Here is a 22,480-nt window from a genome sequence, read left to right as displayed (position 1 = left end):
ATCGGGGCGGCCCGAGCGCCCCGATGGACATGAACGACTCTCCCACCTCGCTCCCGCTCGTGGAGCGCGCGGATCCGCCGCGCACCGTCGCCGAGTTGCGTGCGCACGGCAGCCGCGTGCTGCAGGCTGCCCGGGTGCCGACGCCGGACGCGGATGCGGAGCTGCTGCTGGCGCATGTGCTCGGCATCAGCCGGGGTCAGGTGCAGGCGAAGGCGGTGACCGGTTCGGGGGTCGCGCCCGACGATCGCATCGCCTATCTCGAGGCCGTCGAGCGCCGCGCCGCCCGCGAACCCCTGCAGCACATCACCGGTCGCGCCCCGTTCCGCTCCCTCGAACTCGCGGTCGGCCCCGGGGTGTTCGTGCCGCGGCCCGAGACCGAGTTCGTGGCGCAGCTCGCGATCGACGCGCTGTGGGCGGTGCCCTCGGAGCGTCCGGTCGCCGTCGACCTGGGCGCGGGCAGCGGCGCGATCGCCCTCGCCCTCGCCACCGAGGTGCCGCACGCGAGCGTCTCCGCGGTGGAGAACTCGCCGCGCGCGTTCATCTGGGCGAAGGAGAACGTGCGCACGGTCGGTGCGCACAACCTGCGCCTCGTGTTCGCCGACCTCGGCGAGGCGCTTCCCGAGCTCGACGGCAGCGTCGACGTCGTGATCTCCAACCCGCCCTACATCCCGGACGACGCCATCCCGCGCGATCCCGAGGTGCGGCTGCACGATCCCGCCGTGGCGCTCTACGGCGGCCCCGACGGGCTCGACGTGGTGCGTTCGCTCTCGCGACGCTCCCTCGCCCTGCTGCGGCCGGGCGGATCGCTCGTGATCGAGCACGGCGAGCTGCAGGGGGCAGAGCTGCGCGCCCTGCTCGACGCCGACGGCTGGCGCGCCACCGCGACGCACCGCGACCTCCTCGGCCGCGACCGGGCTACGACCGCGCTGCGGCCCTGAGCAGCGCGAACTCCTCGATCGCCGCGCGCAGGCCCTCGGCCGTGCCGTAGCGGTACACGGTGATCCCGAGCGATGCCGCGGCCGCCACGTTCTCGGCCATGTCGTCCACGAAGAACACCTCGGAGGCGGGCACCGCGTACTCGCTGAGCACGCGCTCGAACACGCGGGGGTCGGGCTTGCGCGCGCCGTAGCGGCTCGTCGTGCGCAGATGCTCGCCGAACAGCGGCGCGATCTCCGGCGCGACCGTCGCGAGCTGCTCGTCCATGAGCGGCCCGTTGTTGGTGAGCAGACTCACCTGCCCGAGCTCGGCGGCCCGGCGCACGGCCGCGATGGCCTCGGGCCGCGGACGCATCGCCGAACGGCGGTTGCGCACCCACTCGTCCGTGCTCACCGGCACGCCGAGCGCGGTCGTGAAGGCACGGTGGTAGCTGGCGCCGTCCGGGAACCGCCCCGCCTCCGCCGCCCACTCGCCGTCGTCGTGCCACCAGCGCCGCCGCAGCTCGGCCAGTTCGAGGCCGGTGAGCTCCGTGAGGCCGGCCATCCGCACGCGCCAGTCGTAGTCGTACAGGACGTCGTCCATGTCGAAGAGGAAGAGCAGAGTCATCGCCTCCATCCTCGCCGATCGCGCCGCGCCCCGCCTGAGCGGGCTCCCGCACGCGGGCTCCTAGGATGGAAACGCCATGGCGATGTACGACACCGGGGTCCCCGAGCAGCTGTTGACGGGGATGCGCCTCGCTCGCGGCGCCATCGGGCGCGGCGAACTCGTCGTCATCCCCACCGACACCGTGTACGGGGTGGCCGCCGACGCGTTCTCGCCCGCCGCCGTGCAGCGTCTGCTCGACGCCAAGGGGCGTGACCGCAGCGCCCCGCCGCCCGTGCTCGTGCCGGGCATCCCCACGCTCGACGCCCTCGCCGACCCGATCCCCGAGGAGGTGCGCGCGCTCGTGGCCGAGTTCTGGCCCGGCGGCCTCACCGTGATCCTGCGCGCCCGGGCGATGCTCGACTGGGATCTCGGCGACACCCGGGGCACGGTCGCGCTGCGGATGCCGAGCGACCCGATCGCCCTCGAGCTGCTCGCCGAGACCGGGCCGCTCGCGGTCTCGAGCGCCAACCGCACGGGGGAGCCCGCCGCGACCACCGCAGCGGCGGCGGAGGCCATGCTGGGCGACGCGGTCGCCGTGTATCTCGACGCCGGCACCGCGGGGGAGGGCTACCCCGCCGCGGAGCCCAGCACGGGGTCCACGATCGTCGACGCGACCAACCTCGAGCATCCGGACGGCAGACTCCGCATCGTGCGGCACGGCGTGATCCCGGATGCCGAGATCATCCGGGTGGTCGGAGCCGATCGATGCGCCTGATCTTCTACGTCGTGACCGCGGGCATCGCGGCGCTCATCTCCTTCGCGCTCTCGATGGTCATCTGGAAGCTCTCGACGCGGTACCGGCTGTACCCGAAGATCCGAGAACGCGACGTGCACACGCGTCCCACCCCGAGACTCGGCGGCATCGCGATGTTCCTCGGCGTCGCGGCCGCGCTCGGGGTCGGCTCCCTGCTGCCGCCGCTCGCCCTCGTCTACTCGCAGCCGATGCACATCTGGGGCCTGCTGGGCGCCGCCGCCATGATCGTGCTCATCGGCGTCGCCGACGACATCTGGGATCTCGACTGGTTCACCAAGCTCGCCGGCCAGATGCTCGCGGCGGCGCTGCTGGCCTGGTCGGGCATCCAGTTCCTGTCGTTCCCGCTCCCGGGCGTCATCGTCACCCTCGCCCCCTGGCAATCGCTCGTCATCACGGTCATCGTGATCGTGCTCGTCATGAACGCCATCAACTTCATCGACGGTCTCGACGGACTCGTCGCGGGGGTCGCGATCATCGCGAACGGCGCCTTCTCGGTGTACGTCTACCTGATCTCCTACGGCCCCACCGGCCAAAGCGACTACTTCAATCTCGCCCAGCTCATCTCGGCGATCCTCATCGGCGCCTGTCTCGGATTCCTGCCGCTCAACTGGCATCCCGCCCGCCTGTTCATGGGCGACGCCGGGGCGCTGCTCGTCGGGCTGCTCATGGCGGCGTCGACGATCGCCGTCACCGGTCAGATCGACGCCGGCGTCATCGACGAGACGGTCGGCAGTCCCCGCCAGTTCTTCCCCGCCTTCATCCCGCTGCTGCTGCCGTTCACGATCCTCATCGTGCCGCTGCTCGACTTCGGCCTCGCGGTGTTCCGGCGTCTTCGGGCGGGGAAGTCGCCGTTCAGTGCCGACCGCAAGCACCTGCACCACCGGCTGCTCGACATGGGCCACTCGCACTTCCACGCCGTGCTGATCCTGTACGCGTGGACGGCGGCCGCCTCCATCGGCGGACTGCTGTTCCTGTTCATCGACACCTGGTGGGCGGCGCTCGTCACCTTCCTCGGTCTCGTCGTGTGCACGATCCTCACCCTCGCCCCGCTCAGCCGCCGGAAGGCGATCGAGGTCGCCGTGCAGAGCACCGACCCCGTGGTGGCCGAGCAGACCCACCTCGCCCGGTTCGACCCGCTCGACGAGGCGTCGGAGACCTCCGCCGCCCCGAGCGACGACGAGGCCCGCGACGCCCTCGAGCGTCTCCACGAGAAGGAGTCCACCGCATGAGCGGAAGCAGCAACCCGATCCTGAGCCTCGCCCTGCGCTGGGGGGCGCTGTTCGCCGCCGCGCTCGCCGTGCTCGCCGCGGTGGTCGGCTGGTTCGTCGCGCAGGCGCCCGGCCTCATCGGCGGGCTCATCGCGGCCGCCGTCGCCTTCGTGTTCCTCGGTCTCACCGCCGCGAGCATCCTGCTCGCCCAGCGGGTCACCGCGGGCGACCCGGGCAGCCCCGTCTTCTTCGGGATCGTGCTCGGCACCTGGCTGCTCAAGCTCGTGCTGTTCCTCGTGCTCGTCATCTGGCTGCGCGGCCAGCCCTGGCTCAACCCTTACGTGTTCTTCGGCACGATCATCGTGGCCGTCATCGGCTCGCTCGCGGTCGACGTGCTCGCCTTCCAGCGTGCGCGGGTGCCGTACGCGGACGTCCCGCTCCCGGAAGACCAGGAATCGGACTCCGCGCCCGAGTAAGGTCGTCCTGACCCACCCGTCAGCCCTGATAGGCTGACATCCAACCCCTTCTATCGCCGCGTGCATGCGCGCCCCGATTTTGGAGTCAGCGCTGCTAGCTACCGCCCTCACCCCCTTGGTCCGTTTCGCCGACGACGACGCAGGCGACGGTGGCTTCCACGGCCCGTCGCTGGATGAGTTCTTCCCCGAGCCCGTCCTCTTCATCGGTTCGCCGTTCGAGCTGAACCGGATCATGATCATCCGGCTCATCGTCGTGCTCGCGTTGCTCGTGTACTTCTGGTTCGCCACCCGCCGGCTCAAGGTCGTGCCGGGTCGCGGTCAGGTCGCCACCGAGTTCGTGCTCGGCTTCGTGCGCAACAACATCATCATCGAGACCCTCGGCGAGAAGGACGGCAAGCGTTTCATGCCCGTCCTCATGGCGATCTTCTTCACGGTGATCGGCATGAACGTCACGGGCATCGTGCCGCCGCTGCAGATCGCGGGCACCTCCGTGATCGGCCTGCCGCTCGTGCTCGCGCTCCTCGCCTGGGTGCTGTTCATCTACGCCGGCATCCGCAAGCATCCGGCGTCGTTCTTCAAGAACGCGCTCTTCCCGCCCGGGGTGCCGTGGCCGGTGTACATCATCGTCACGCCGATCGAGTTCATCTCGACCTTCATCCTGCGGCCGGTCACGCTCTGCGTCCGTCTTCTCATGAACATGGTCGCCGGGCACATGCTCCTCGTGCTCTGCTTCTCGGCCACGAGCTTCTTCCTCTTCACGGCAGGCAGCTGGTTCAGCCTGTTCTCGATCGGAACCTTCGCCTTCGGCTTCGCGTTCACGCTCTTCGAGCTGCTGGTCGCCGTGCTGCAGGCCTACGTCTTCACCCTTCTCACCGCCGTCTACATCCAGCTCGCGCTGGCCGACGAGCACTGAACCGTCCGGCATCCGCCCGGACACCGTCCACGAAAGGAAACCCCAGTGAACCTCGCTGAGATCACCGGCCAGCTCGCCCCGCTCGCTTACGGCGTCGCCACCATCGGCCCCGCCATCGGTGTGGGCATCGTCGTCGGCAAGACCGTCGAGTCGGTCGCGCGCCAGCCCGAGCTCCAGGGCCGCCTCACCGGCCTGATGTTCCTCGGTATCGCGTTCACCGAGGCGCTCGCCTTCATCGCGATCGCCGTCGCGTTCATCCCGTTCCCGTAAGTCCCCTCAGCTAAGGAGGCGGAATGCTGCACGCATTCCCTGCCGTCGTCGCGGAAGAGGCCCCCAACCCTCTCATCCCGGCGCTCCCCGACCTGGTCTGGGGAAGCATCGCGTTCGCGATCATCCTGGTGTTCTTCTGGTGGCGCGTGCTGCCGCGCCTCAACAAGGCGCTCGACGCGCGCTCGGAGGCCATCGAGGGCGGTCTGAAGAAGGCCGAGGAGGCCCAGGCCGCCGCGTCGGCTGCGCGCGAGGAGTACAACGCGCAGCTCGCCGAAGCCCGCGCCGAGGCGGCGCGCATCCGCGAGCAGGCCCGCACCGACGGCGCGGCGATCCTCGCCGAGCTGAAGGCCCAGGCGCAGGCCGAGGCCACGCGCATCGCCCAGACCGCCCAGGCCCAGATCGAGGCCGAGCGCGCCGCGGCACTCGTCTCGCTCCGTGCCGAGGTGGGCACCCTCGCGCTCGACCTCGCCTCCGGCGTGATCGGCGAGACCCTCAGCGACGACGCGAAGGCGACGGCCATCGTCGACCGCTTCCTCGCGGAGCTCGAGGCGGACGAGAAGGCGAAGGCGGGCAACTAGATGGGTTCGGCCTCCCGCGTAGCCCTGGAGGCGGCGAAGCAGCAGCTCGCCGCCGAGAAGGGCGTGACCCTCGCGACCGGCGAGCAGCTGCTCGCCGCGGGTCGTGCGATCGAGTCGTCGTCGCAGCTGCGCGCCGCTCTCGCCGACCCGGCCGTCGAGTCGGCCCGCAAGGCGGAGCTCATCACGCGCATCTTCGGTGCGCTCGACGCCGCCGCCGCGCGACTGCTCGGCAGCGTCGTCACCTCGCGCTGGTCGAGCCAGGCGGAGCTGCTCGACGGCATCGAGCAGCTCGGCATCCGAGCGATCGCGGTGTCGGCGGGATCCGCGGGGGAGCTCGAGCGCGAGCTGTTCGCGTTCGGTGCCGCCGTGTCGAGCGACCACGAGCTCGAGCTCGCCGTCGGCAGCAAGCTCGGCACGCCCCAGGCGAAGGCCGCGCTCGTCGACGGCCTCCTCGGAGGCAAGGCGCAGCCGGCCACTGTCGCGATCGTGCGGCACCTCGTGCAGAGCCCGCGCGGCCGCCGCATCGGCGAGCTGCTGTCGGGCGCTGCGGACATCGTCGCCGACGCGGGATCCGCGATCGTCGCGACCGTGACCGCCGCCACCGCGCCGAGCGCCGCACAGCTGACCGCACTCGAGAAGACGCTCTCCGCGCGCTACGGCCGCGCACTGCGCGTCAACCTCATCATCGACCCCACCATCGTGGGCGGCCTGCGGGTGCAGCTCGGCGACGACGTCATCGACGGAACGATCGCCTCGCGCCTCGCCGACCTCCGCATCCGACTCGCCGGCTGACCCGGCACACGACGCACCACTCCAAGGAAGAGACATGGCAGACATCACGATCAGCCCGGACGAGATCCGTTCGGCGCTCAAGGACTTCGTCGCCGGCTACGAGCCGGAGAAGTCCACCACGACCGAGGTCGGCATCGTCAAGGACGCCGCCGACGGCATCGCGCACGTCGAGGGCCTCCCGGGCGCCATGGCGAACGAGCTGCTGCGCTTCGAGGACGGCACGCTCGGCCTCGCGCTCAACCTCGACGAGGACTCCATCGGCGTCATCGTGCTGGGCGAGTTCGCCGGCATCGAGGAGGGTCAGGCGGTCACCCGCACCGGCGAGGTGCTCTCGGCACCCGTCGGCGACGGCTTCCTGGGACGCGTGGTCGACCCGCTCGGCAACCCGATCGACGGCCTCGGGGAGATCGCGGCCGACGGCCGTCGCGCCCTCGAGCTGCAGGCTCCCGGCGTCATGCAGCGCAAGTCGGTGCACGAGCCGCTGCAGACCGGCATCAAGGCCATCGACGCGATGATCCCCGTCGGCCGCGGTCAGCGCCAGCTCATCATCGGCGACCGCCAGACCGGCAAGACGGCCATCGCGATCGACACGATCATCAACCAGAAGGCCAACTGGGACTCGGGCGATGTCAACAAGCAGGTGCGCTGCATCTACGTCGCCATCGGCCAGAAGGGCTCCACGATCGCCGCCGTCAAGGGTGCGCTCGAGGACGCCGGCGCCCTGGAGTACACCACGATCGTCGCGGCTCCGGCCTCCGACCCCGCGGGCTTCAAGTACCTCGCCCCCTACACGGGCTCGGCCATCGGCCAGCACTGGATGTACGGCGGCAAGCACGTCCTCATCATCTTCGACGACCTGTCGAAGCAGGCCGAGGCCTACCGCGCCGTGTCGCTGCTGCTGCGCCGCCCGCCGGGCCGCGAGGCCTACCCGGGTGACGTGTTCTACCTGCACTCGCGTCTGCTCGAGCGTTGCGCGAAGCTCTCCGACGAGCTCGGCGCCGGATCCATGACGGGCCTCCCGATCATCGAGACCAAGGCGAACGACGTGTCGGCGTACATCCCGACCAACGTGATCTCGATCACGGACGGCCAGATCTTCCTGCAGTCCGACCTGTTCAACGCCAACCAGCGTCCCGCGGTCGACGTGGGCATCTCGGTGTCGCGCGTGGGCGGCGACGCCCAGGTCAAGTCCATCAAGAAGGTCTCCGGCACGCTCAAGCTCGAGCTCGCCCAGTACCGTGCGCTCGAGGCGTTCGCGCTGTTCGCCTCCGACCTCGACGCGACGAGCCGCCGTCAGCTCGAGCGCGGTGCCCGCCTCACCGAGCTGCTGCGTCAGCCGCAGTACTCGCCGTTCCCCGTCGAGCAGCAGGTCGTCTCGATCTGGGCCGGAACCAAGGGCAAGCTCGACACCATCCCCGTCGAGGACGTGCTGCGCTTCGAGCGCGAGCTGCACGACCACCTCGCCCGCAATACCAAGGTGCTCGACACCCTCCGCGAGACCAACGTGCTCGACGACGCGACCGAGGCCGAGCTGGCCTCCGCGGTCGACGCGTTCCTGCTCGAGTTCCTCCCCGGCGGCGGCGTCGACCTCGACGCCCCCGGGCACGAGGAGTTCGACGCGGCGGACGTCGAAGACGTCAACCAGGAGCGCATCGTGAAGGGCAAGCGCTGATCCGCCTCGGCGGCCCGCGCACCCCCACTCGACGAGACGACAGGAAGAGATAGGACATGGGAGCCCAGCTTCGGGTCTACCGGCAGAAGATCCGCTCTGCCCAGACGACCAAGAAGATCACCCGTGCCATGGAGCTGATCGCGGCGAGCCGCATCCAGAAGGCACTGCAGCGGGTGTCGGCCTCTGCGCCGTACGCACGCGCGGTGACGCGCGCCGTCTCCGCGGTCGCGACCTACTCGAACGTGGGTCACGTGCTCACCACCGAGCCGGAGAAGATCCACCGCGCCGCCGTCGTGGTGTTCAGCTCCGACCGCGGCCTCGCGGGTGCCTTCAACGCGAACGTGCTGCGCGCCAGCGAAGAGCTCACCACCCTGCTCACCGAGCAGGGCAAGGAGGTCGTGCACTACGTGATCGGCCGCCGCGGGGTGAGCTACTTCAACTTCCGCAAGCGCACTCCGGAGCGCGCCTGGATCGGCGACACCGACACCCCGAGCTTCGCGACCGCACAGGAGATCGGCGAGGAGATCGTCGCCCGCTTCGTGCAGCCCACGGCGGAGGGCGGCGTCGACGAGATCCACATCGTCTACAACCGCTTCGTCTCGATGCTCACCCAGGAGCCGGAGGTCGTGCGGCTGCTGCCGCTCGAGGTCGTGGAGGGCGTCGAGGAGCCCGGCGAGGCCGAGATCTTCCCGCTCTACGAGTTCGAGCCGGAGCCCGAGGCGGTGCTCGACGCGCTGCTGCCGGTCTACATCGAGAGCCGCATCTTCAACGCCCTCCTGCAGTCGGCGGCCTCCAAGCAGGCGGCCACGCAGAAGGCGATGAAGGCCGCCTCCGACAATGCGGACAAGCTCATCCGCGACTACACCCGCCTCGCGAACAACGCGCGCCAGGCGGAGATCACCCAGCAGATTTCCGAGATCGTGGGCGGCGCTGACGCCCTCGGCTCGGCGAAGTAACGATCAGGAAGAGAAACCATGGCTACCGCAACCAAGAAGGCTCCGGCGTCGGAGGCTCCCGCTGAGTTCGGCGTCGGGCGCGTCGCGCGCGTCACGGGCCCCGTCGTCGACATCGAGTTCCCGCACGACGCGATCCCGGGCATCTACAACGCCCTCACGACCGACATCACGATCGGCGAGCAGACCACCACCATCACGCTCGAGGTCGCCCAGCACCTCGGCGACGACCTCGTGCGTGCCATCGCCCTCAAGCCGACCGATGGCATCGTCCGCGGCCAGGAGGTGCGCGACACGGGAGCCGCGATCTCGGTTCCGGTCGGCGACGTCACCAAGGGCAAGGTCTTCAACGTCACCGGTGAGATCCTCAACGGGGCCCCCGGCGAGACGGTCGAGATCACCGAGCGCTGGCCCATCCACCGCAAGCCCCCGGCCTTCGACCAGCTCGAGTCGAAGACGCAGCTCTTCGAGACCGGCATCAAGGTCATCGACCTGCTGACCCCCTACGTGCAGGGTGGCAAGATCGGCCTCTTCGGCGGCGCGGGCGTCGGCAAGACCGTGCTCATCCAGGAGATGATCCAGCGCGTCGCGCAGGACCACGGCGGCGTGTCGGTGTTCGCCGGTGTCGGCGAGCGCACCCGTGAGGGCAACGACCTCATCCACGAGATGGAGGAGGCGGGCGTCTTCGACAAGACCGCCCTCGTCTTCGGCCAGATGGACGAGCCGCCGGGGACGCGTCTGCGCGTGGCGCTCTCGGCCCTCACCATGGCCGAGTACTTCCGCGACGTGCAGAAGCAGGACGTGCTGCTGTTCATCGACAACATCTTCCGTTTCACGCAGGCCGGTTCCGAGGTCTCGACGCTGCTGGGACGTATGCCGTCCGCGGTGGGCTACCAGCCGAACCTCGCCGACGAGATGGGCGTGCTCCAGGAGCGCATCACCTCGACGCGCGGCCACTCGATCACCTCGCTGCAGGCGATCTACGTGCCCGCCGACGACTACACCGACCCGGCTCCTGCCACCACCTTCGCGCACCTGGATGCCACGACCGAGCTCTCCCGCGAGATCGCGTCGAAGGGTCTCTACCCGGCGGTCGACCCGCTGTCGTCGACCAGCCGCATCATGGACCCCCGATACCTGGGCGACGACCACTACCGCGTGGCCACCTCGGTGAAGGCGATCCTGCAGAAGAACAAGGAGCTCCAGGAGATCATCGCGATCCTCGGTGTCGACGAGCTCTCCGAGGAAGACAAGATCACCGTCTCCCGCGCGCGTCGCATCCAGCAGTTCCTCTCGCAGAACACCTACATGGCGAAGAAGTTCACGGGTGTCGAGGGCTCCACCGTGCCGCTGCGCGACACGATCGAGTCCTTCGACGCGATCGTGCGCGGCGACTTCGACCACGTGGCCGAGCAGGCGTTCTTCAACGTCGGATCGATCTCCGACGTCGAGGCGCGCTGGGCCGAGCTGCAGAAGGAGAACGGCTGATCATGGCCCTCACCGTCTCCGTCGTCTCGGCGGAACGCGAACTGTGGTCGGGCGAGGCCACGCAGGTCATCGCCCGCACCACCGAGGGCGAGATCGGCATCCTCACCGGGCACGAGCCCATCCTCGCGATCCTCGCCCCGGGCGAGTCGCGCGTGACGGCCGCCGACGGCAGCGTCGTGACCGCGCGCGTGGAGGACGGTTTCCTCTCGGTGCAGGGCGACACGGTCACGATCGTCGCGGGGACCGCCGAGCTGGTCTGATCTCCGTCCGCCGGGGGAATCCCGCCTCCGCCGTCTGCCCTTAAGGTGGAGTCATGCTCATCGTGATGGCCGGTCTGCCCGCTGCGGGCAAGAGCACGATCGCCGAGGTCGTCGGCAACCGCCGGGGGATCCCGGTCGTCTCGGTCGATCCGATCGAGACGGCGATCCTCGCGGCGGGCATCGACGCCGACCAGCCCACCGGACTCGCGGCCTACCTGGTCGCCGGTGCCTTCGCGGATGCGGTCCTCGCGGGCGACGGGTCGATCATCGTCGACGCGGTCAACGCGGTCAGCCCGGCGCGCGAGCAGTGGGTGAAGCTCGCCGAGCGGCAGAAGTCCGACATCCGGTTCATCGAGGTCGTGTGCTCCGACGCGCAGCTGCACGGTCAACGGCTCGCGGCGCGTGCCGAGCGCCTCGCCGAGACCGCGCTTCCCGGCGCGTTCGCCGTCGAGCAGAGCCTCGACGAGTGGGAGGAGTGGACGGGGGCGAGCGGCGCGATCGCGCGCATCACCCTCGACTCGGTCGAGCCGCTCGGCGTCAACGTGGAACGCGCGCTCGCGTTCCTCGACCGCTGAGGTGCTGATCCTGCTGCCGCCGTCCGAGACCAAGCGCGACGGAGGCGAACCCGCATCGCGACTCGCCATGAATCGGCTCGGTTTCCGGTCGCTCGACGCCCCGCGGCAGCTCGCGATCTCGGCGCTCCTCGAGCTCTCCGAGGATCCCGCGGCGGCCGCCGCGGCACTCAAGCTCGGGCCCACCCAGGCCCACGAGGCGGAACGCAACCGTCGCGTCCGCCGTGCCCCCGTGCTCCCGGCGCTCGACCGATACGACGGCGTGCTGTACGACGCGCTCGACGCGGCGAGCCTCCCGGCTCACGCTCGTGCCTTCGCCCACGAGCACCTCGCGATCTCCTCGGCGCTGTTCGGACTCACCCGCGGGCTCGACCCCATCCCGGCGTACCGTCTCTCCGCCGATTCCCGCCTGCCCGGGATCTCGCTCACGAGGCTCTGGCGCGAGCCGGTCCGGGCGGCACTCGCGCGCGTCGACGGCCTCGTGCTCGACCTGCGCTCGGAGGCCTACGCCGCGCTCGGGCCGGCGCCGGTCCGCGACGACTCGCTTTTCGTGCGCGTCGTGACCGAGGACGGTGGGCGTCGGCGTGCCCTCAACCACTTCAACAAGGCAGGCAAGGGCACCCTCGCGCGTGCCCTGATGCTCGCCGGCATCGATCATCCGGATCCGGCGTCGTTGCTCGCGTGGGCTGCCTCCGCGGGCATCCGACTCGAGCAGGGGGCGCCGGGAGAGCTCGAGCTCGTTCTCTAGCCGCTCTCCGGTGCGCGCCAGCACCCCTCGAGGTGATCGTCGACGAGCCCCGCGGATTGCATGAGCGCGTACATCGTGGTCGGGCCGACGAAGCGGTAGCCGAGCTTCTTGAGGGCCGCGCTGAGGGCCGTCGCCTCCGGGGTGACGGCGGGAAGCTCGGCGAACCCCCGCGGGCGGTTCCGCCGGGCCGTCGGCGCGAACGACCAGACGAGCCGGTCGAGGGCACCGGGATCGCCCGCGATCAGCTCGCGCGTGATCCGCGCGTTGGAGATCGTCGCCTCGACCTTGGCGCGGTTGCGGATGATGCCCGCATCGGCCAGGAGGCGCGCGATGTCGGTCTCGTCGAACGCGGCGACGGCATCGATGTCGAACTCGCGGAACGCGGCCCGGAAGGTGGGGCGTCGGCGCAGGATCGTGATCCATGACAGCCCCGCCTGGAAGCCCTCGAGGCTCAGCTTCTCGAACAGGGCACGATCACCGTGGAGCGGGAATCCCCACTCCTCGTCGTGATAGCGGCGGTACTCGGCGTCGTCGCCCACCCAGCCGCAGCGGGCGAGACCGTCATCGCCGACGCGCAGGTCCGAGGCGCTCACGCCGCGGGACGCGGGAGCTTGTGGGCGACGCCCTCGTGCGCGAGCAGCCACGACTTGGTGGCGATGCCCTCACCGGCGGAGTAGCCCGTGATGCGGCCGTCCGAGGCGAGCACCCGATGGCACGGCACGATGATCGGGATCGGGTTGGCGCCGACCGCGCCGCCCACCGCGCGACCCGCGCTCGCGCGGCCGGTGGCGTGCCCGAGCTCGCCGTAGGAGATCACCTCGCCCCATTCCAGCTCGACGAGCTGCTCCCAGACGGCCTGCTGGAACACCGTGCCGGGCAGGGCGACGGGCAGGTCGAAGTCGTGGCGGTGGCCCGCGAAGTACTCCTCGAGTTGCGCGACGGCGCGCGAGGTGACCTCGTCGGGACGCTCGTCGAGCTCGTCGTGGGGGAGGGCGCCTTCGTGTTCGATCGCGAGCGAGATGATCGCAGTGCCGTCGCCGACGACCTCGATGCGGCCGATGGGGCTCTCGAGGCGGCGGAGCGCGACGGGGTCGATCGCGGAGTCGAGTGCGGGGTCGAGTGCGGAGTCGGGGGTGGTCATGGCACGAGCGTAATCGGCGCCCGCGACATCGACCGGCGGAAATCGGACATCGCGAGCCAGCCGTCGCGCCCCGTCATGGGGGAGGAGGGGACCGTAGGCTCGGAGCATGGAAACGCGCGCGCTCGGCGCCTCTGGACTCGCCGTCACCGTCGTCGGGCTCGGGTGCAACAACCTCGGCCGGCCCGGAACCCTCACCGAGACGCAGGAGGGCACGGACGCCGTCGTGACGGCCGCCCTCGACGCCGGCGTGACCTTCTTCGACACGGCCGACGTGTACGGCGCCGAGTACGGGCTGAGCGAACGCCGACTCGGCGAGGCGCTGCGCGGCCGCCGGGACGAGGCGGTCATCGCGACCAAGTTCGGACACCAGTCGATGCCGTCGCCGCTCACCGCGCTCGGCTCCGGTGGATCCCGCGCCTACCTCCGTGCTGCCGTCGAAGGCTCGCTCACCCGCCTCGGGACCGACCGCATCGATCTCTACCAGCTGCACACCCCCGATCCGCACACCCCCATCGAGGAGACCCTCGGCGCCCTCGACGAGCTCGTGCGCGAAGGCAAGGTGCGCGCGATCGGGCACTCCAACCTCGACGGCACCGCCATCCGAGCGGCCGACGACGCGGCCGCCGCGGGCGGCTACACGCCGTTCGTCTCGGCGCAGAACGAGTACAACCTGCTCACGCGCGGAGCCGAGACGGACGTGCTGCCCGCGGTGCGCGAGCGCGGCCTCGGATTCCTGCCGTTCTTCCCCCTCGCGAACGGCCTGTTCACGGGCAAGTTCAGCCGCACCGAACGCCCCGCCGACACGCGGATCGGGCGCCAGCGTCCGCATATCGCCGAGAACGCCCCGTGGGACGCGATCGAGGCGCTCGAGGCCTTCGCGGCGGAACGCGGGATCGGCCTGCTCGAGGTCAGCTACGGCTGGCTGCTGTCGCGCCCCGAGCTCTCGAGCGTCATCGCCGGTGCGACCCGTCCCGAGCAGGTGCGGGCGAACGCGGCCGCGGGAACCCGCTGGCGTCCGGATGCGGAGGAGCTCGCACGGATCGACGCGCTCTTCCCCCTCGCCAGTTCTCGCTGATCTCGATACACCGCGGCTGCGCCGCGGCACTCGATCAGCGAGTGGTGTCGAGCGGAGCAGGGCCGGCTCAATGCCCGACGAGCGGACCCATGGCGCGCGCCACGAGCGAGGGACGATGGGTGACGCGCTCCTCGAGGTCGGCGGCGGTCATGGCGAGCAGGCCCGCGTTGGCGCCCGCGAAGCGCAGCGGCTCCGGCTCCCAGTCGCGGGAGCGGTGTCCCACCCACGGCAGTCGCGTGAGCTCGGTGTCGGCGCCCGTCAGCAGCTGGGCGAGGGTGCGCCCCGCGAGGTTCGTGGTCGACAGGCCGTCGCCCACATAGCCGCCCGCGGTGCCGATCCGCGTGGCGGGGTCGTAGCGCACGGCGGCGTGCCAGTCGCGGGGCACCCCCAGGGGGCCACCCCAACGGTGCGTCACCGCGACGTCGCCGATCGCCGGGAACAGCTCGCCGAGGGTGCGCCGCAGGTGGGCGAAGACCCGTTCGGCGCGGTCGAACTCGGGCTTGATGGCACTGCCGAGATGGTAGCGGGCGCCGCGACCGCCGAAGGCGAAGCGGTTGTCGGCGGTGCGCTGCCCGTAGACGATGAGGTGCCGGTAGTCGCTGAAGGTGCGTCCGTGCGGGAGGTCGAGCTCGTCCCAGAGCTCGTCCGGGAGCGGTTCGGTCGCGATCATGAGCGAATACAGCGGCAGCACGCGTCGGTGCGTCTGGGGGAGTTGCGCCCCGTAGCCTTCGAGCGCGATCACGACGCGGTCGCAGCGGACGACACCGCGGTCCGTCTCGACGCGACCGGTCTCGACACGCGTCGCCGTGGTGCCTTCGGCGATCCGCACCCCGCGTTGCTCGAGCGAGCGGGCGAGCCCGCGCACGAGCTTCGCGGGATGCAGCCGCGCGCAGTTCGGATCGAAGGTGCCGCCGCGCGCTCCCGCCGCTCGCACGCGGTCCGGCCCCCACCATGCGAGAGTGTCGACCCCGTACTCCGCGGTCTCCGCGACGTCGGCGCGGGCGGCGCGCTCCTGCACCTCCGAGCGCGCGTAGACGACGGTGCCCCCGCGGAGGTAGTCGCAGTCGATCCCTGCCGTCGCCGCCGCGCGCCCTACCTCATCGACCGTGTCGATCATGGCGCGTCGCATGGCGATCGCGGCATCCCGGCCGTGGGCCTTCGCGAGGGATGCGGTGGACCGCGGGAAGAGGGCGCTGCACCAGCCGCCGTTGCGGCCGGACGCCCCGAAACCCGCGATCTCCTTCTCGATCACCAGGATGCGCGCGTCCGGCTCCGCCTCGAGCAGATACCACGCCGTCCAGAGCCCGGTGAGTCCGCCGCCGACGATCACGACGTCCGCATCGGCGTCCCCGTCGAGCCCCGGCCGCTGCTCGAGCGCATCGCCCGAGGCGCCGACCGAGCCGTGCCAGTACGACAGCTCCCGGTAGCTGCTCATCGCGACCTCGCGATCGGCGCGCTGCATCCCCCGATGCATCCCAAATCAAGGAGTCGCGCAACCCATGTCACGGACGCGCGCACGGAACCCGACCTCATCGGGCTACTTCATCCACGTGGGTCACACCGACTCCTTGATTCGGGTTGCGCGACTCCTTGACGTGGGATGCACACCGAGGTCGAGGCCCGCGGGCGATGCAGCGCCGTCGCACCGTCAGAGTCGCGACCAGGCCTCGGTGAGCACGGAGCGCAGGATGCCCTCGATCTCGTCGAACTCGGCGGGGCCGATCGTGAGCGGGGGAGCAAGCTGGACGACGGGATCGCCGCGGTCGTCGGCGCGGCAGTAGAGGCCCGCGTCGAAGAGCGCCTTCGAGAGGAATCCGCGCAGCAGCCGCTCCGACTCCTCGTCGTCGAAGGTCTCGCGAGTGGCCTTGTCCTTCACGAGCTCGATGCCGAAGAAGTAGCCGTCGCCACGCACATCGCCCACGATCGGCAGATCCGTCAGCCGCTCGAGGGCGGCACGGAACAGGGGCGAGTTCTGCTTGACGTTCTGCACGAGCCCCTCCTCCTCGAAGATGCGCAGGTTCTCGAGCGCGACGGCCGACGACACGGGGTGCCCCCCGAAGGTGTAGCCGTGGTAGAAGGCCGTCGTGCCGTGCCGGAACGGCTCGTAGAGCCGATCGCTCACGATGCAGGCGCCGATCGGCGAGTAGCCGCTCGTCATGCCCTTCGCGCAGGTGATCATGTCGGGACGGATGTCGTACGTCGTCGAGGCGAACATGTCGCCGATGCGCCCGAAGCCCGTGATGACCTCGTCCGCGACGAGCAGCACGTCGTACCTGTCGCAGATCTCGCGCACCCGCTGGAAGTATCCGGGCGGCGGCGGGAAGCATCCGCCCGAGTTCTGCACGGGCTCGAGGAACACCGCGGCGACCGTCTCGGGGCCCTCGAAGAGGATCATCTCCTCGATGCGGTTCGCCGCCCACTGCCCGAAGGCCTCGAGGGAGGACCCCTCGTAGCCCATCTCGGCGGCGCGGTAGAAGTTGGTGTTGGGCACCCGGAACCCGCCGGGGGTGACCGGCTCGAACATCTCCTTCATCGCGGGGATGCCCGTGATGGCGAGCGCGCCCTGGGGGGTGCCGTGGTAGGCGACGTAGCGCGAGATGACCTTGTGCTTGGTGGGCCGGCCCTGCAGCTTCCAGTAGTACTTGGCGAGCTTGAAGGCCGTCTCGACGGCCTCGCCGCCGCCCGTGGTGAAGAAGACGCGGTTGAGGTCGCCGGGCGCATGGTCAGCGAGCACGTCGGCGAGTTCGATGGCCGACGGGTGCGCGTAGGACCACAGGGGGAAGAAGGCGAGCTCCTCCGCCTGCTTGGCGGCCGTCTCGGCGAGCCGCGTGCGGCCGTGCCCGGCGTTCACGACGAATAGGCCCGAGAGGCCGTCGATGTAGCGCGTGCCGTGCGAGTCCCAGATGTGGTGCCCCTCCCCCTTCACGATGATGGGGGCGCCGTGCTCTTCGAGCACCGACTGGCGTGCGAAATGCATCCAGAGGTGGTCCTTGGCCTTCTGCTGCAGCTGCGCCTCGGTCTGCGCGCTCAGGGCATGAGAGGTCTGTGTCATGGTGCGATCACCTGGTTCCCCAGTTGTAGAGCTGCTTGTGCAGCTTCAGGTAGACGAAGGTCTCGGTCGACTGCACGCCGTCGATGCGCCGGATCTCCTGGTTGAGCAGCTCGATGAGGTCGTCGTCGTTCTCGCAGACGACTTCGGCGAGGATGTCGAAGCTCCCGGCCGTGAGCACCACGTAGTCGACGGCGGGGATCTCGCCCAGCCGCTGTGCGACGATCCGGCTGTCGCCGGTCACCCGGACGCCGACCATCGCCTGCCGGTAGAAGCCGAGCTGCATGGGGTCGGTCACGGCGACGACCTGCATGACCCCGGACTCCTGCAGCTTCTGCACGCGCTGGCGCACGGCCGCCTCGGAGAGGCCCACCGCTTTGCCGATCTCGGCGTAGGAGCGGCGGCCGTCCTCCTGCAGCTGCTCGATGATCGCCTTCGACACCTCGTCGAGGGCGATGGGTCGGTTCCGGGGCGCCATGTAAGGGATTCTGTCACCGGCGGGAGGGGGTAACAAGCGAATCCGCAATGTAGGCCTGCCTCTGCGACGAAATCAGCAGTTTCGGCCCCGCGAGGGAGCGATTAGGGTGAGCACATGGCGGAACGCACCCTGCGCAACTTCATCAACGGCGAGTACGTCGAAGCCCGCGGAGACGACAGCTTCTCGGTGATCGACCCCGCGACCGAGCGAAGCTATGCGAGCTCGCCGGTCTCGGGCGCGGCGGACGTGGATGCGGCGTTCGCCGCCGCGGCGGCCGCCTTCGAGGGGTGGGGGGACGCGACCCCCGCCGAACGACAGCTCGCGCTGTTCCGCATCGCGGACCGGATGGAGGAGCGCGCCGAGGAGTTCGCCGATCTCGAGTCCCAGGACACCGGCAAGCCGCGCGCGAGCCTCGTGACGGACGAGATCCTGCTCTCGGTCGACCAGCTGCGGTTCTTCGCGGGTGCCGCCCGCAATCTCGAGGGCCGCGCGAGCGCCGAGTACATGAAGGACCACACGAGCTCGATCCGCCGGGAGCCGATCGGCGTCATCGGCCAGGTGACGCCGTGGAACTACCCGCTCAACATGGCGGTGTGGAAGGTCGCCCCGGCGATCGCGGCCGGCAACACCACGGTGCTCAAGCCCTCCGACACGACCCCCCAGTCCACGCTGCTGCTCGCCGAGATCGCCGCCGAGTTCCTGCCCCCAGGCGTGCTCAACGTGATCACGGGCGATCGCACGACGGGCGCCGCGATGATCGAGCACAAGACCCCGCAGATGGTGTCGATCACCGGATCGGTGCGTGCCGGCATGGAGGTGGCCCGCTCGGCCGCATCCGACCTCAAGCGCGTGCACCTCGAGCTCGGCGGCAAGGCGCCCGTCATCGTGTTCGACGACGCCGACATCGCCAAGGCCGTCGAGGGGATCGCGATCGCCGGCTACTTCAACGCCGGCCAGGACTGCACGGCGGCCACCCGCATCCTCGTTCACGAGCGGGTGCACGACGAGTTCGTCGCCGCCATCACGGCCTACGTGAGGGAGAACGTGTCGACGGGCGACCCCCACGACGCGGACACCTTCTACGGCCCGGTCAACAACAGCAATCAGCTCGAGCGCGTGCTCGGCGTGCTCGACGCGCTCCCCTCGCACGCCGAGGTGCAGACCGGCGGCGCTCGCGTCGCGCGGGCCGGCTACTTCATCGAGCCGACCGTGGTGTCGAATCTGCGTCAGGACGACGACGCCGTGCAGAACGAGATCTTCGGGCCGGTCGTCACCGTTCAGCGTTTCGGCGACGAGGCGCAGGCCCTCGAGTGGGCCAACGGCGTGCAGTACGGGCTCTCGTCGAGCGTGTGGACGAAGGATCACGGTCGCGCGCTGCGCTTCGCGAAGCACCTCGACTTCGGCTGCGTGTGGATCAACACGCACATCCCGCTCGTGGCGGAGATGCCGCACGGCGGCTTCAAGCACTCCGGATACGGCAAGGATCTGTCGATGTACGGTTTCGAGGACTACACGCGCATCAAGCATGTGATGAGCTACATCGGCGAGTAGCCGTCGGCGAGCTCCGCCACCCCCTCGGGGGCTACGGACCCCTGTGTCGCGCACGGGACAATGGACACGACGAGGTGGGGTGATTTCGCGTGCATGAGGAGACGGACGACACGATCCCGCATGCCGTGCGCGAGAAGCTCGCACGCTCCGTGGTCGACGTCGAAGAGGTGGATGTCGTGCTCGGCGACACGGTCGCCCGCGGCGAGCTGCCCGAGGTCGACCGCCCCCGCCGCAACGACCTGCCGCCCGTCCCGGCGGCGCTGCGCCCGCACTATCGGGTGCGGATCGGGTCGGACGTGCTCGAGCTCGACCGTCCGGTGCACATCGGGCGCCACCCGCGTGCGGCGCGCGTGCCCGGCCCCGCCGAGCCGCAGCTCGTGACGGTCGAGAGCCCCGCCGGCGGGATCTCCTCGACGCACCTGGAGCTGCGCGAGCAGGGGACCGTCGTGGTGGCCACCGACCTGCGCACCCTCAACGGCAGCGAGGTGCAGGTGCCCGGATCCCCCGTGCACGTGCTGCGCCGCGGCGAGTCGGTCGTCGTGACGCCCGGCACCCGCATCGATCTGGGAGAGGGCGTCGTGATCGAGTTGCTCGCGCCCGGTCGCGGCGAGTTGCGCGGAGGGGGCGCCCGATGACCCGGCACGGGATCGACGTCGTCCGCGAGAGCTTCCCGCTCCCCGGCAGGGACGACGCGCGCGTGACGCTGTCGTGGGCGGCGGTCACGGATGTCGGCCATCGTCGGCACGCCAACGAGGACAGTGTCATCGTGGCGCCGCCCGTCTTCGCGGTCGCCGACGGCATGGGCGGGCACGCGGCCGGTGATCGCGCGAGCGCGGCCGCTGTGGACCGGCTGTCGGCGCTCGCCGGGCGCGGCGAGGTCGACGTCTCGGACGTCGGGGGCGCGCTCTCCCTGGCCGCCCACGACATCGACGAGCTCGCCGAGGGACTTCCGCTCGGCGCCGGCACGACCGTCACCGGTGCCGTGCTGGATCTCGGCGGCGAGCGCCCGCAGTTCGTCGTGTTCAACGTCGGCGACAGTCGCGTCTACCGCTTCGCCGACGACGAGCTCAGTCAGGTCACGCACGACCACTCGGTCGTTCAGGAGCTCGTCGACGCGGGGGTGCTCGCCCCGCACGAGGCCGAGAGCCACCCCGAGTCGAATGTCGTGACGCGGGCGCTCGGGTTCCACGAGGAGCCCCGCCCCGACTACTGGATGCTGCCGATCCATTCCGGCATGCGTCTGCTGCTGTGCTCGGACGGTCTCACCAAGGAGCTGCCGGTCTCCCGCATCCGCCTGCACCTGGCGGCGCGGCTGACCGCGGCCGAGACGGCGGGCGCGCTCGTCGACGCGGCGCTCGCGGCGGGCGGGCGCGACAACATCACCGTGGTCGTCGTGGATGTGCTGGATGCGCCCGGATACACCGACACGTCTGTCTACAATGAAGGCTCCACCGGGGCGAGGGGGTAGCGATGGTGCGTCGTCTGCCGTCCCAGCCTCCCGTGCTCCCGGGTTTCTCCTACGTGCATGTGCTGGGCTCCGGCGGGTTCGCCGACGTGTTCCTGTACGAGCAGAACATGCCCCGTCGCCAGGTCGCCGTGAAGGTCATGCTGAGCGAGGTCGTCAACGACCAGGTGCGCCAGATGTTCCAGGCCGAGGCGAATCTGATGGCCCAGCTGAGCGCCCACCCCTCGATCCTCACCGTGTACCAGGCGAGCGTGTCGAGCGACGGACGCCCGTACCTCGTGATGGAGCTGTGCTCGGCGTCGTTGAGCGAGCGCTACCGGCGCGAGCCGATCCCGGTGCCCGAGGTGCTGCGGATCGCGATCAAGATCGGCTCGGCGGTCGAGACCGCGCACCGCGCGGGGGTGCTGCACCGCGACATCAAGCCCTCGAACATCCTGCTGACCGCCTACGGGCATCCCGTGCTCTCCGACTTCGGCATCGCCTCCACGCTCGGCAGCCAGCGGCAGGAGGATTCGGTGGGCTTGTCGATCCCGTGGTCGGCGCCCGAGGTGCTGCTCGACGAGACCCCCGGCTCGATCGCCTCCGAGGTGTGGTCGCTCGCCGCGACCGTGTACTCGTTGCTCGCGGGGCGTTCGCCGTTCGAGATCCCCGGGGGTGCGAACTCGTCGAGCGACCTCATGGGCCGCATCGCGCGTGCCAAGCCGCAGGCGATCGGCCGTCCCGACGTGCCGGCGAGTCTCGAGGAGGTGCTGCGCCGTGCGATGTCGCGCCGTCCCGAGCATCGGCCCGAGAGTGCGCTCGAGCTCGTGCGGGAGCTGCAGCTCGTGGAGACCGAGCTCGGGATGCCGCAGACGGCGGCAGAGATCGCGATGGACGATTGGGCGCTCGGCACGGTGGCCGACCAGGAGGAGCGCACCCGGCTGCGCCCGGTGAGCACGGGCTCCGCCCCGGCGACCCCCGGCAAGCGGCGTCGACGCCGGGTGGCGGCGGCCGCGGAGGCGTACGCGCCCGTCGGCACGGTGCGCGAGCGCAGCGGACCGGATTCGCCGTTCTCACGCAGTCGTTCCTCGGATGCGAGCCCCGGGGTGCGTCGCATCACCTGGTTGCTCGTCGCCGCCGCGCTGCTCGTGACGACACTGGGCGCCACGGCCATCATCGTGATCGTCCGGAGCCTCGGCGACGGGATCCCCGTGGTCTCCGACATCGCGGCCCAGGTGGGATCCGGCGGGCGCGTGGAGTTCAGCTGGTCGGATCCGGGGCTCGCCGACGGCGATCGGTACCAGATCACGGTGACCGACCAGGGCGTCGTCTCCACGCCGAGCCTGCAGGAGGCTCCCCGCTTCGTGGTGGACGCGGACCCCGGCGACTCGGTGTGCGTCACGGTCACGGTCAACCGCAACGGGAGCACGGGCGGCGCAAGCTCCGAGAAGTGCGTCGACGTCGCTGAGGAGTGACC

25 protein-coding genes are annotated in these 22,480 nt (G+C 70.4%); 19 read left to right on the top strand and 6 right to left on the bottom strand.

Annotation, left to right across the window (positions count from 1 at the left end; translation table 11 throughout):
- Nucleotides 1-29 precede the first annotated feature (29 nt).
- Nucleotides 30-938, top strand: coding sequence for a peptide chain release factor N(5)-glutamine methyltransferase (gene prmC, locus FLP23_RS10385; protein ID WP_149325794.1), 909 nt, complete (start codon nucleotides 30-32; stop codon nucleotides 936-938).
- On the opposite strand, the gene FLP23_RS10380 is transcribed toward prmC, so the two are convergent.
- On the bottom strand, nucleotides 916-1,542 hold the full coding sequence (locus tag FLP23_RS10380; RefSeq protein WP_149325793.1) for an HAD-IA family hydrolase: 627 nt from the start codon (nucleotides 1,540-1,542) through the stop codon (nucleotides 916-918). The genes prmC and FLP23_RS10380 overlap by 23 nt on opposite strands.
- A gap of 76 nt (nucleotides 1,543-1,618) precedes the next feature.
- Between FLP23_RS10380 and FLP23_RS10375 the strand changes: the two genes are divergently transcribed.
- From FLP23_RS10375 to FLP23_RS10315, 13 genes are all read left to right on the top strand, one after another.
- On the top strand, nucleotides 1,619-2,296 hold the full coding sequence (locus tag FLP23_RS10375) for an L-threonylcarbamoyladenylate synthase (protein ID WP_149325792.1): 678 nt from the start codon (nucleotides 1,619-1,621) through the stop codon (nucleotides 2,294-2,296).
- Nucleotides 2,287-3,564 (top strand): MraY family glycosyltransferase, encoded by a 1,278-nt coding sequence (locus tag FLP23_RS10370; RefSeq protein ID WP_149325791.1) that lies wholly within the window; start codon nucleotides 2,287-2,289, stop codon nucleotides 3,562-3,564. Before FLP23_RS10375 ends, FLP23_RS10370 begins: the two co-directional genes overlap by 10 nt.
- The gene (locus FLP23_RS10365) at nucleotides 3,561-4,019 is read left to right on the top strand and encodes a Cg1360 family ATP-synthase-associated protein (protein ID WP_149325790.1); all 459 of its coding nucleotides are present in this window, start codon (nucleotides 3,561-3,563) and stop codon (nucleotides 4,017-4,019) included. The genes FLP23_RS10370 and FLP23_RS10365 overlap by 4 nt, the downstream gene beginning before the upstream one ends.
- Before the next feature lie 64 nt (nucleotides 4,020-4,083).
- Nucleotides 4,084-4,932 (top strand): F0F1 ATP synthase subunit A, encoded by an 849-nt coding sequence (atpB, locus tag FLP23_RS10360; RefSeq protein ID WP_149325789.1) that lies wholly within the window; start codon nucleotides 4,084-4,086, stop codon nucleotides 4,930-4,932.
- A 45-nt stretch (nucleotides 4,933-4,977) separates the two neighbouring features.
- Nucleotides 4,978-5,202, top strand: a complete 225-nt coding sequence (gene atpE / locus FLP23_RS10355) for an ATP synthase F0 subunit C (protein ID WP_149325788.1) — start codon at nucleotides 4,978-4,980, stop codon at nucleotides 5,200-5,202.
- A gap of 23 nt (nucleotides 5,203-5,225) precedes the next feature.
- Nucleotides 5,226-5,780, top strand: a complete 555-nt coding sequence (locus tag FLP23_RS10350; RefSeq protein ID WP_149325787.1) for a F0F1 ATP synthase subunit B — start codon at nucleotides 5,226-5,228, stop codon at nucleotides 5,778-5,780.
- Nucleotides 5,781-6,572: a F0F1 ATP synthase subunit delta gene (locus tag FLP23_RS10345; RefSeq protein WP_149325786.1), complete on the top strand. Its 792-nt coding sequence runs from the start codon at nucleotides 5,781-5,783 to the stop codon at nucleotides 6,570-6,572.
- 34 nt (nucleotides 6,573-6,606) lie between these two features.
- The gene (gene atpA, locus FLP23_RS10340; protein ID WP_149325785.1) at nucleotides 6,607-8,244 is read left to right on the top strand and encodes a F0F1 ATP synthase subunit alpha; all 1,638 of its coding nucleotides are present in this window, start codon (nucleotides 6,607-6,609) and stop codon (nucleotides 8,242-8,244) included.
- Between the two features lie 56 nt (nucleotides 8,245-8,300).
- Nucleotides 8,301-9,200 (top strand): F0F1 ATP synthase subunit gamma, encoded by a 900-nt coding sequence (locus FLP23_RS10335; RefSeq protein WP_149325784.1) that lies wholly within the window; start codon nucleotides 8,301-8,303, stop codon nucleotides 9,198-9,200.
- Between the two features lie 18 nt (nucleotides 9,201-9,218).
- Complete coding sequence (gene atpD, locus FLP23_RS10330) at nucleotides 9,219-10,685, top strand: F0F1 ATP synthase subunit beta (RefSeq protein WP_149325783.1); 1,467 nt, start codon at nucleotides 9,219-9,221, stop codon at nucleotides 10,683-10,685.
- Nucleotides 10,686-10,687: 2 nt separating this feature from the next.
- Entirely contained in the window at nucleotides 10,688-10,945 is a 258-nt protein-coding gene (locus tag FLP23_RS10325) for a F0F1 ATP synthase subunit epsilon (protein ID WP_210413852.1), read from the top strand.
- 53 nt (nucleotides 10,946-10,998) lie between these two features.
- Nucleotides 10,999-11,520, top strand: a complete 522-nt coding sequence (locus FLP23_RS10320) for a P-loop nucleotide/nucleoside kinase family protein (RefSeq protein ID WP_149325781.1) — start codon at nucleotides 10,999-11,001, stop codon at nucleotides 11,518-11,520.
- Between the two features lies 1 nt (nucleotide 11,521).
- Nucleotides 11,522-12,265, top strand: coding sequence for a YaaA family protein (locus FLP23_RS10315; protein WP_149325780.1), 744 nt, complete (start codon nucleotides 11,522-11,524; stop codon nucleotides 12,263-12,265).
- Here the strand turns inward: FLP23_RS10315 and FLP23_RS10310 are convergent.
- Nucleotides 12,262-12,858: a DNA-3-methyladenine glycosylase I gene (locus FLP23_RS10310; RefSeq protein ID WP_149325779.1), complete on the bottom strand. Its 597-nt coding sequence runs from the start codon at nucleotides 12,856-12,858 to the stop codon at nucleotides 12,262-12,264. The genes FLP23_RS10315 and FLP23_RS10310 overlap by 4 nt on opposite strands.
- A complete protein-coding gene (locus FLP23_RS10305) occupies nucleotides 12,855-13,406 on the bottom strand; it encodes a methylated-DNA--[protein]-cysteine S-methyltransferase (protein WP_149325778.1) in 552 nt (183 codons plus the stop codon). Before FLP23_RS10305 ends, FLP23_RS10310 begins: the two co-directional genes overlap by 4 nt.
- A 106-nt stretch (nucleotides 13,407-13,512) precedes the next feature.
- Here FLP23_RS10305 and FLP23_RS10300 point away from each other — a divergent pair, with 106 nt between their 5' ends.
- Nucleotides 13,513-14,481, top strand: a complete 969-nt coding sequence (locus tag FLP23_RS10300; RefSeq protein ID WP_149325777.1) for an aldo/keto reductase — start codon at nucleotides 13,513-13,515, stop codon at nucleotides 14,479-14,481.
- Nucleotides 14,482-14,548: 67 nt separating this feature from the next.
- On the opposite strand, the gene FLP23_RS10295 is transcribed toward FLP23_RS10300, so the two are convergent.
- The 3 genes from FLP23_RS10295 to FLP23_RS10285 all read right to left on the bottom strand — a co-directional run bounded on the left by FLP23_RS10295 (nucleotide 14,549) and on the right by FLP23_RS10285 (nucleotide 18,008).
- Entirely contained in the window at nucleotides 14,549-15,943 is a 1,395-nt protein-coding gene (locus FLP23_RS10295; protein ID WP_246139964.1) for an NAD(P)/FAD-dependent oxidoreductase, read from the bottom strand.
- A 186-nt stretch (nucleotides 15,944-16,129) separates the two neighbouring features.
- Nucleotides 16,130-17,533 (bottom strand): aspartate aminotransferase family protein, encoded by a 1,404-nt coding sequence (locus tag FLP23_RS10290; RefSeq protein WP_149325776.1) that lies wholly within the window; start codon nucleotides 17,531-17,533, stop codon nucleotides 16,130-16,132.
- A gap of 7 nt (nucleotides 17,534-17,540) precedes the next feature.
- Nucleotides 17,541-18,008 (bottom strand): Lrp/AsnC family transcriptional regulator, encoded by a 468-nt coding sequence (locus FLP23_RS10285; RefSeq protein ID WP_149325775.1) that lies wholly within the window; start codon nucleotides 18,006-18,008, stop codon nucleotides 17,541-17,543.
- Between the two features lie 114 nt (nucleotides 18,009-18,122).
- Between FLP23_RS10285 and FLP23_RS10280 the strand changes: the two genes are divergently transcribed.
- The 4 genes from FLP23_RS10280 to FLP23_RS10265 all read left to right on the top strand — a co-directional run bounded on the left by FLP23_RS10280 (nucleotide 18,123) and on the right by FLP23_RS10265 (nucleotide 22,478).
- Nucleotides 18,123-19,559: a gamma-aminobutyraldehyde dehydrogenase gene (locus FLP23_RS10280; RefSeq protein ID WP_149325774.1), complete on the top strand. Its 1,437-nt coding sequence runs from the start codon at nucleotides 18,123-18,125 to the stop codon at nucleotides 19,557-19,559.
- A gap of 89 nt (nucleotides 19,560-19,648) precedes the next feature.
- Nucleotides 19,649-20,194, top strand: a complete 546-nt coding sequence (locus tag FLP23_RS10275; protein ID WP_149325773.1) for an FHA domain-containing protein — start codon at nucleotides 19,649-19,651, stop codon at nucleotides 20,192-20,194.
- Nucleotides 20,191-21,027: a PP2C family protein-serine/threonine phosphatase gene (locus tag FLP23_RS10270; protein WP_149325772.1), complete on the top strand. Its 837-nt coding sequence runs from the start codon at nucleotides 20,191-20,193 to the stop codon at nucleotides 21,025-21,027. The genes FLP23_RS10275 and FLP23_RS10270 overlap by 4 nt, the downstream gene beginning before the upstream one ends.
- 2 nt (nucleotides 21,028-21,029) lie before the next feature.
- Complete coding sequence (locus FLP23_RS10265) at nucleotides 21,030-22,478, top strand: serine/threonine-protein kinase (protein WP_149325771.1); 1,449 nt, start codon at nucleotides 21,030-21,032, stop codon at nucleotides 22,476-22,478.
- Nucleotides 22,479-22,480: the final 2 nt, after the last annotated feature.

It is taken from the genome of Protaetiibacter larvae, assembly GCF_008365275.1.
GTDB classification, from domain to species: domain Bacteria; phylum Actinomycetota; class Actinomycetes; order Actinomycetales; family Microbacteriaceae; genus Homoserinibacter; species Homoserinibacter larvae.
The sequence above is the reverse complement of the archived record's forward strand: the minus strand, read 5'-3'. Positions and strand labels throughout refer to the sequence as shown.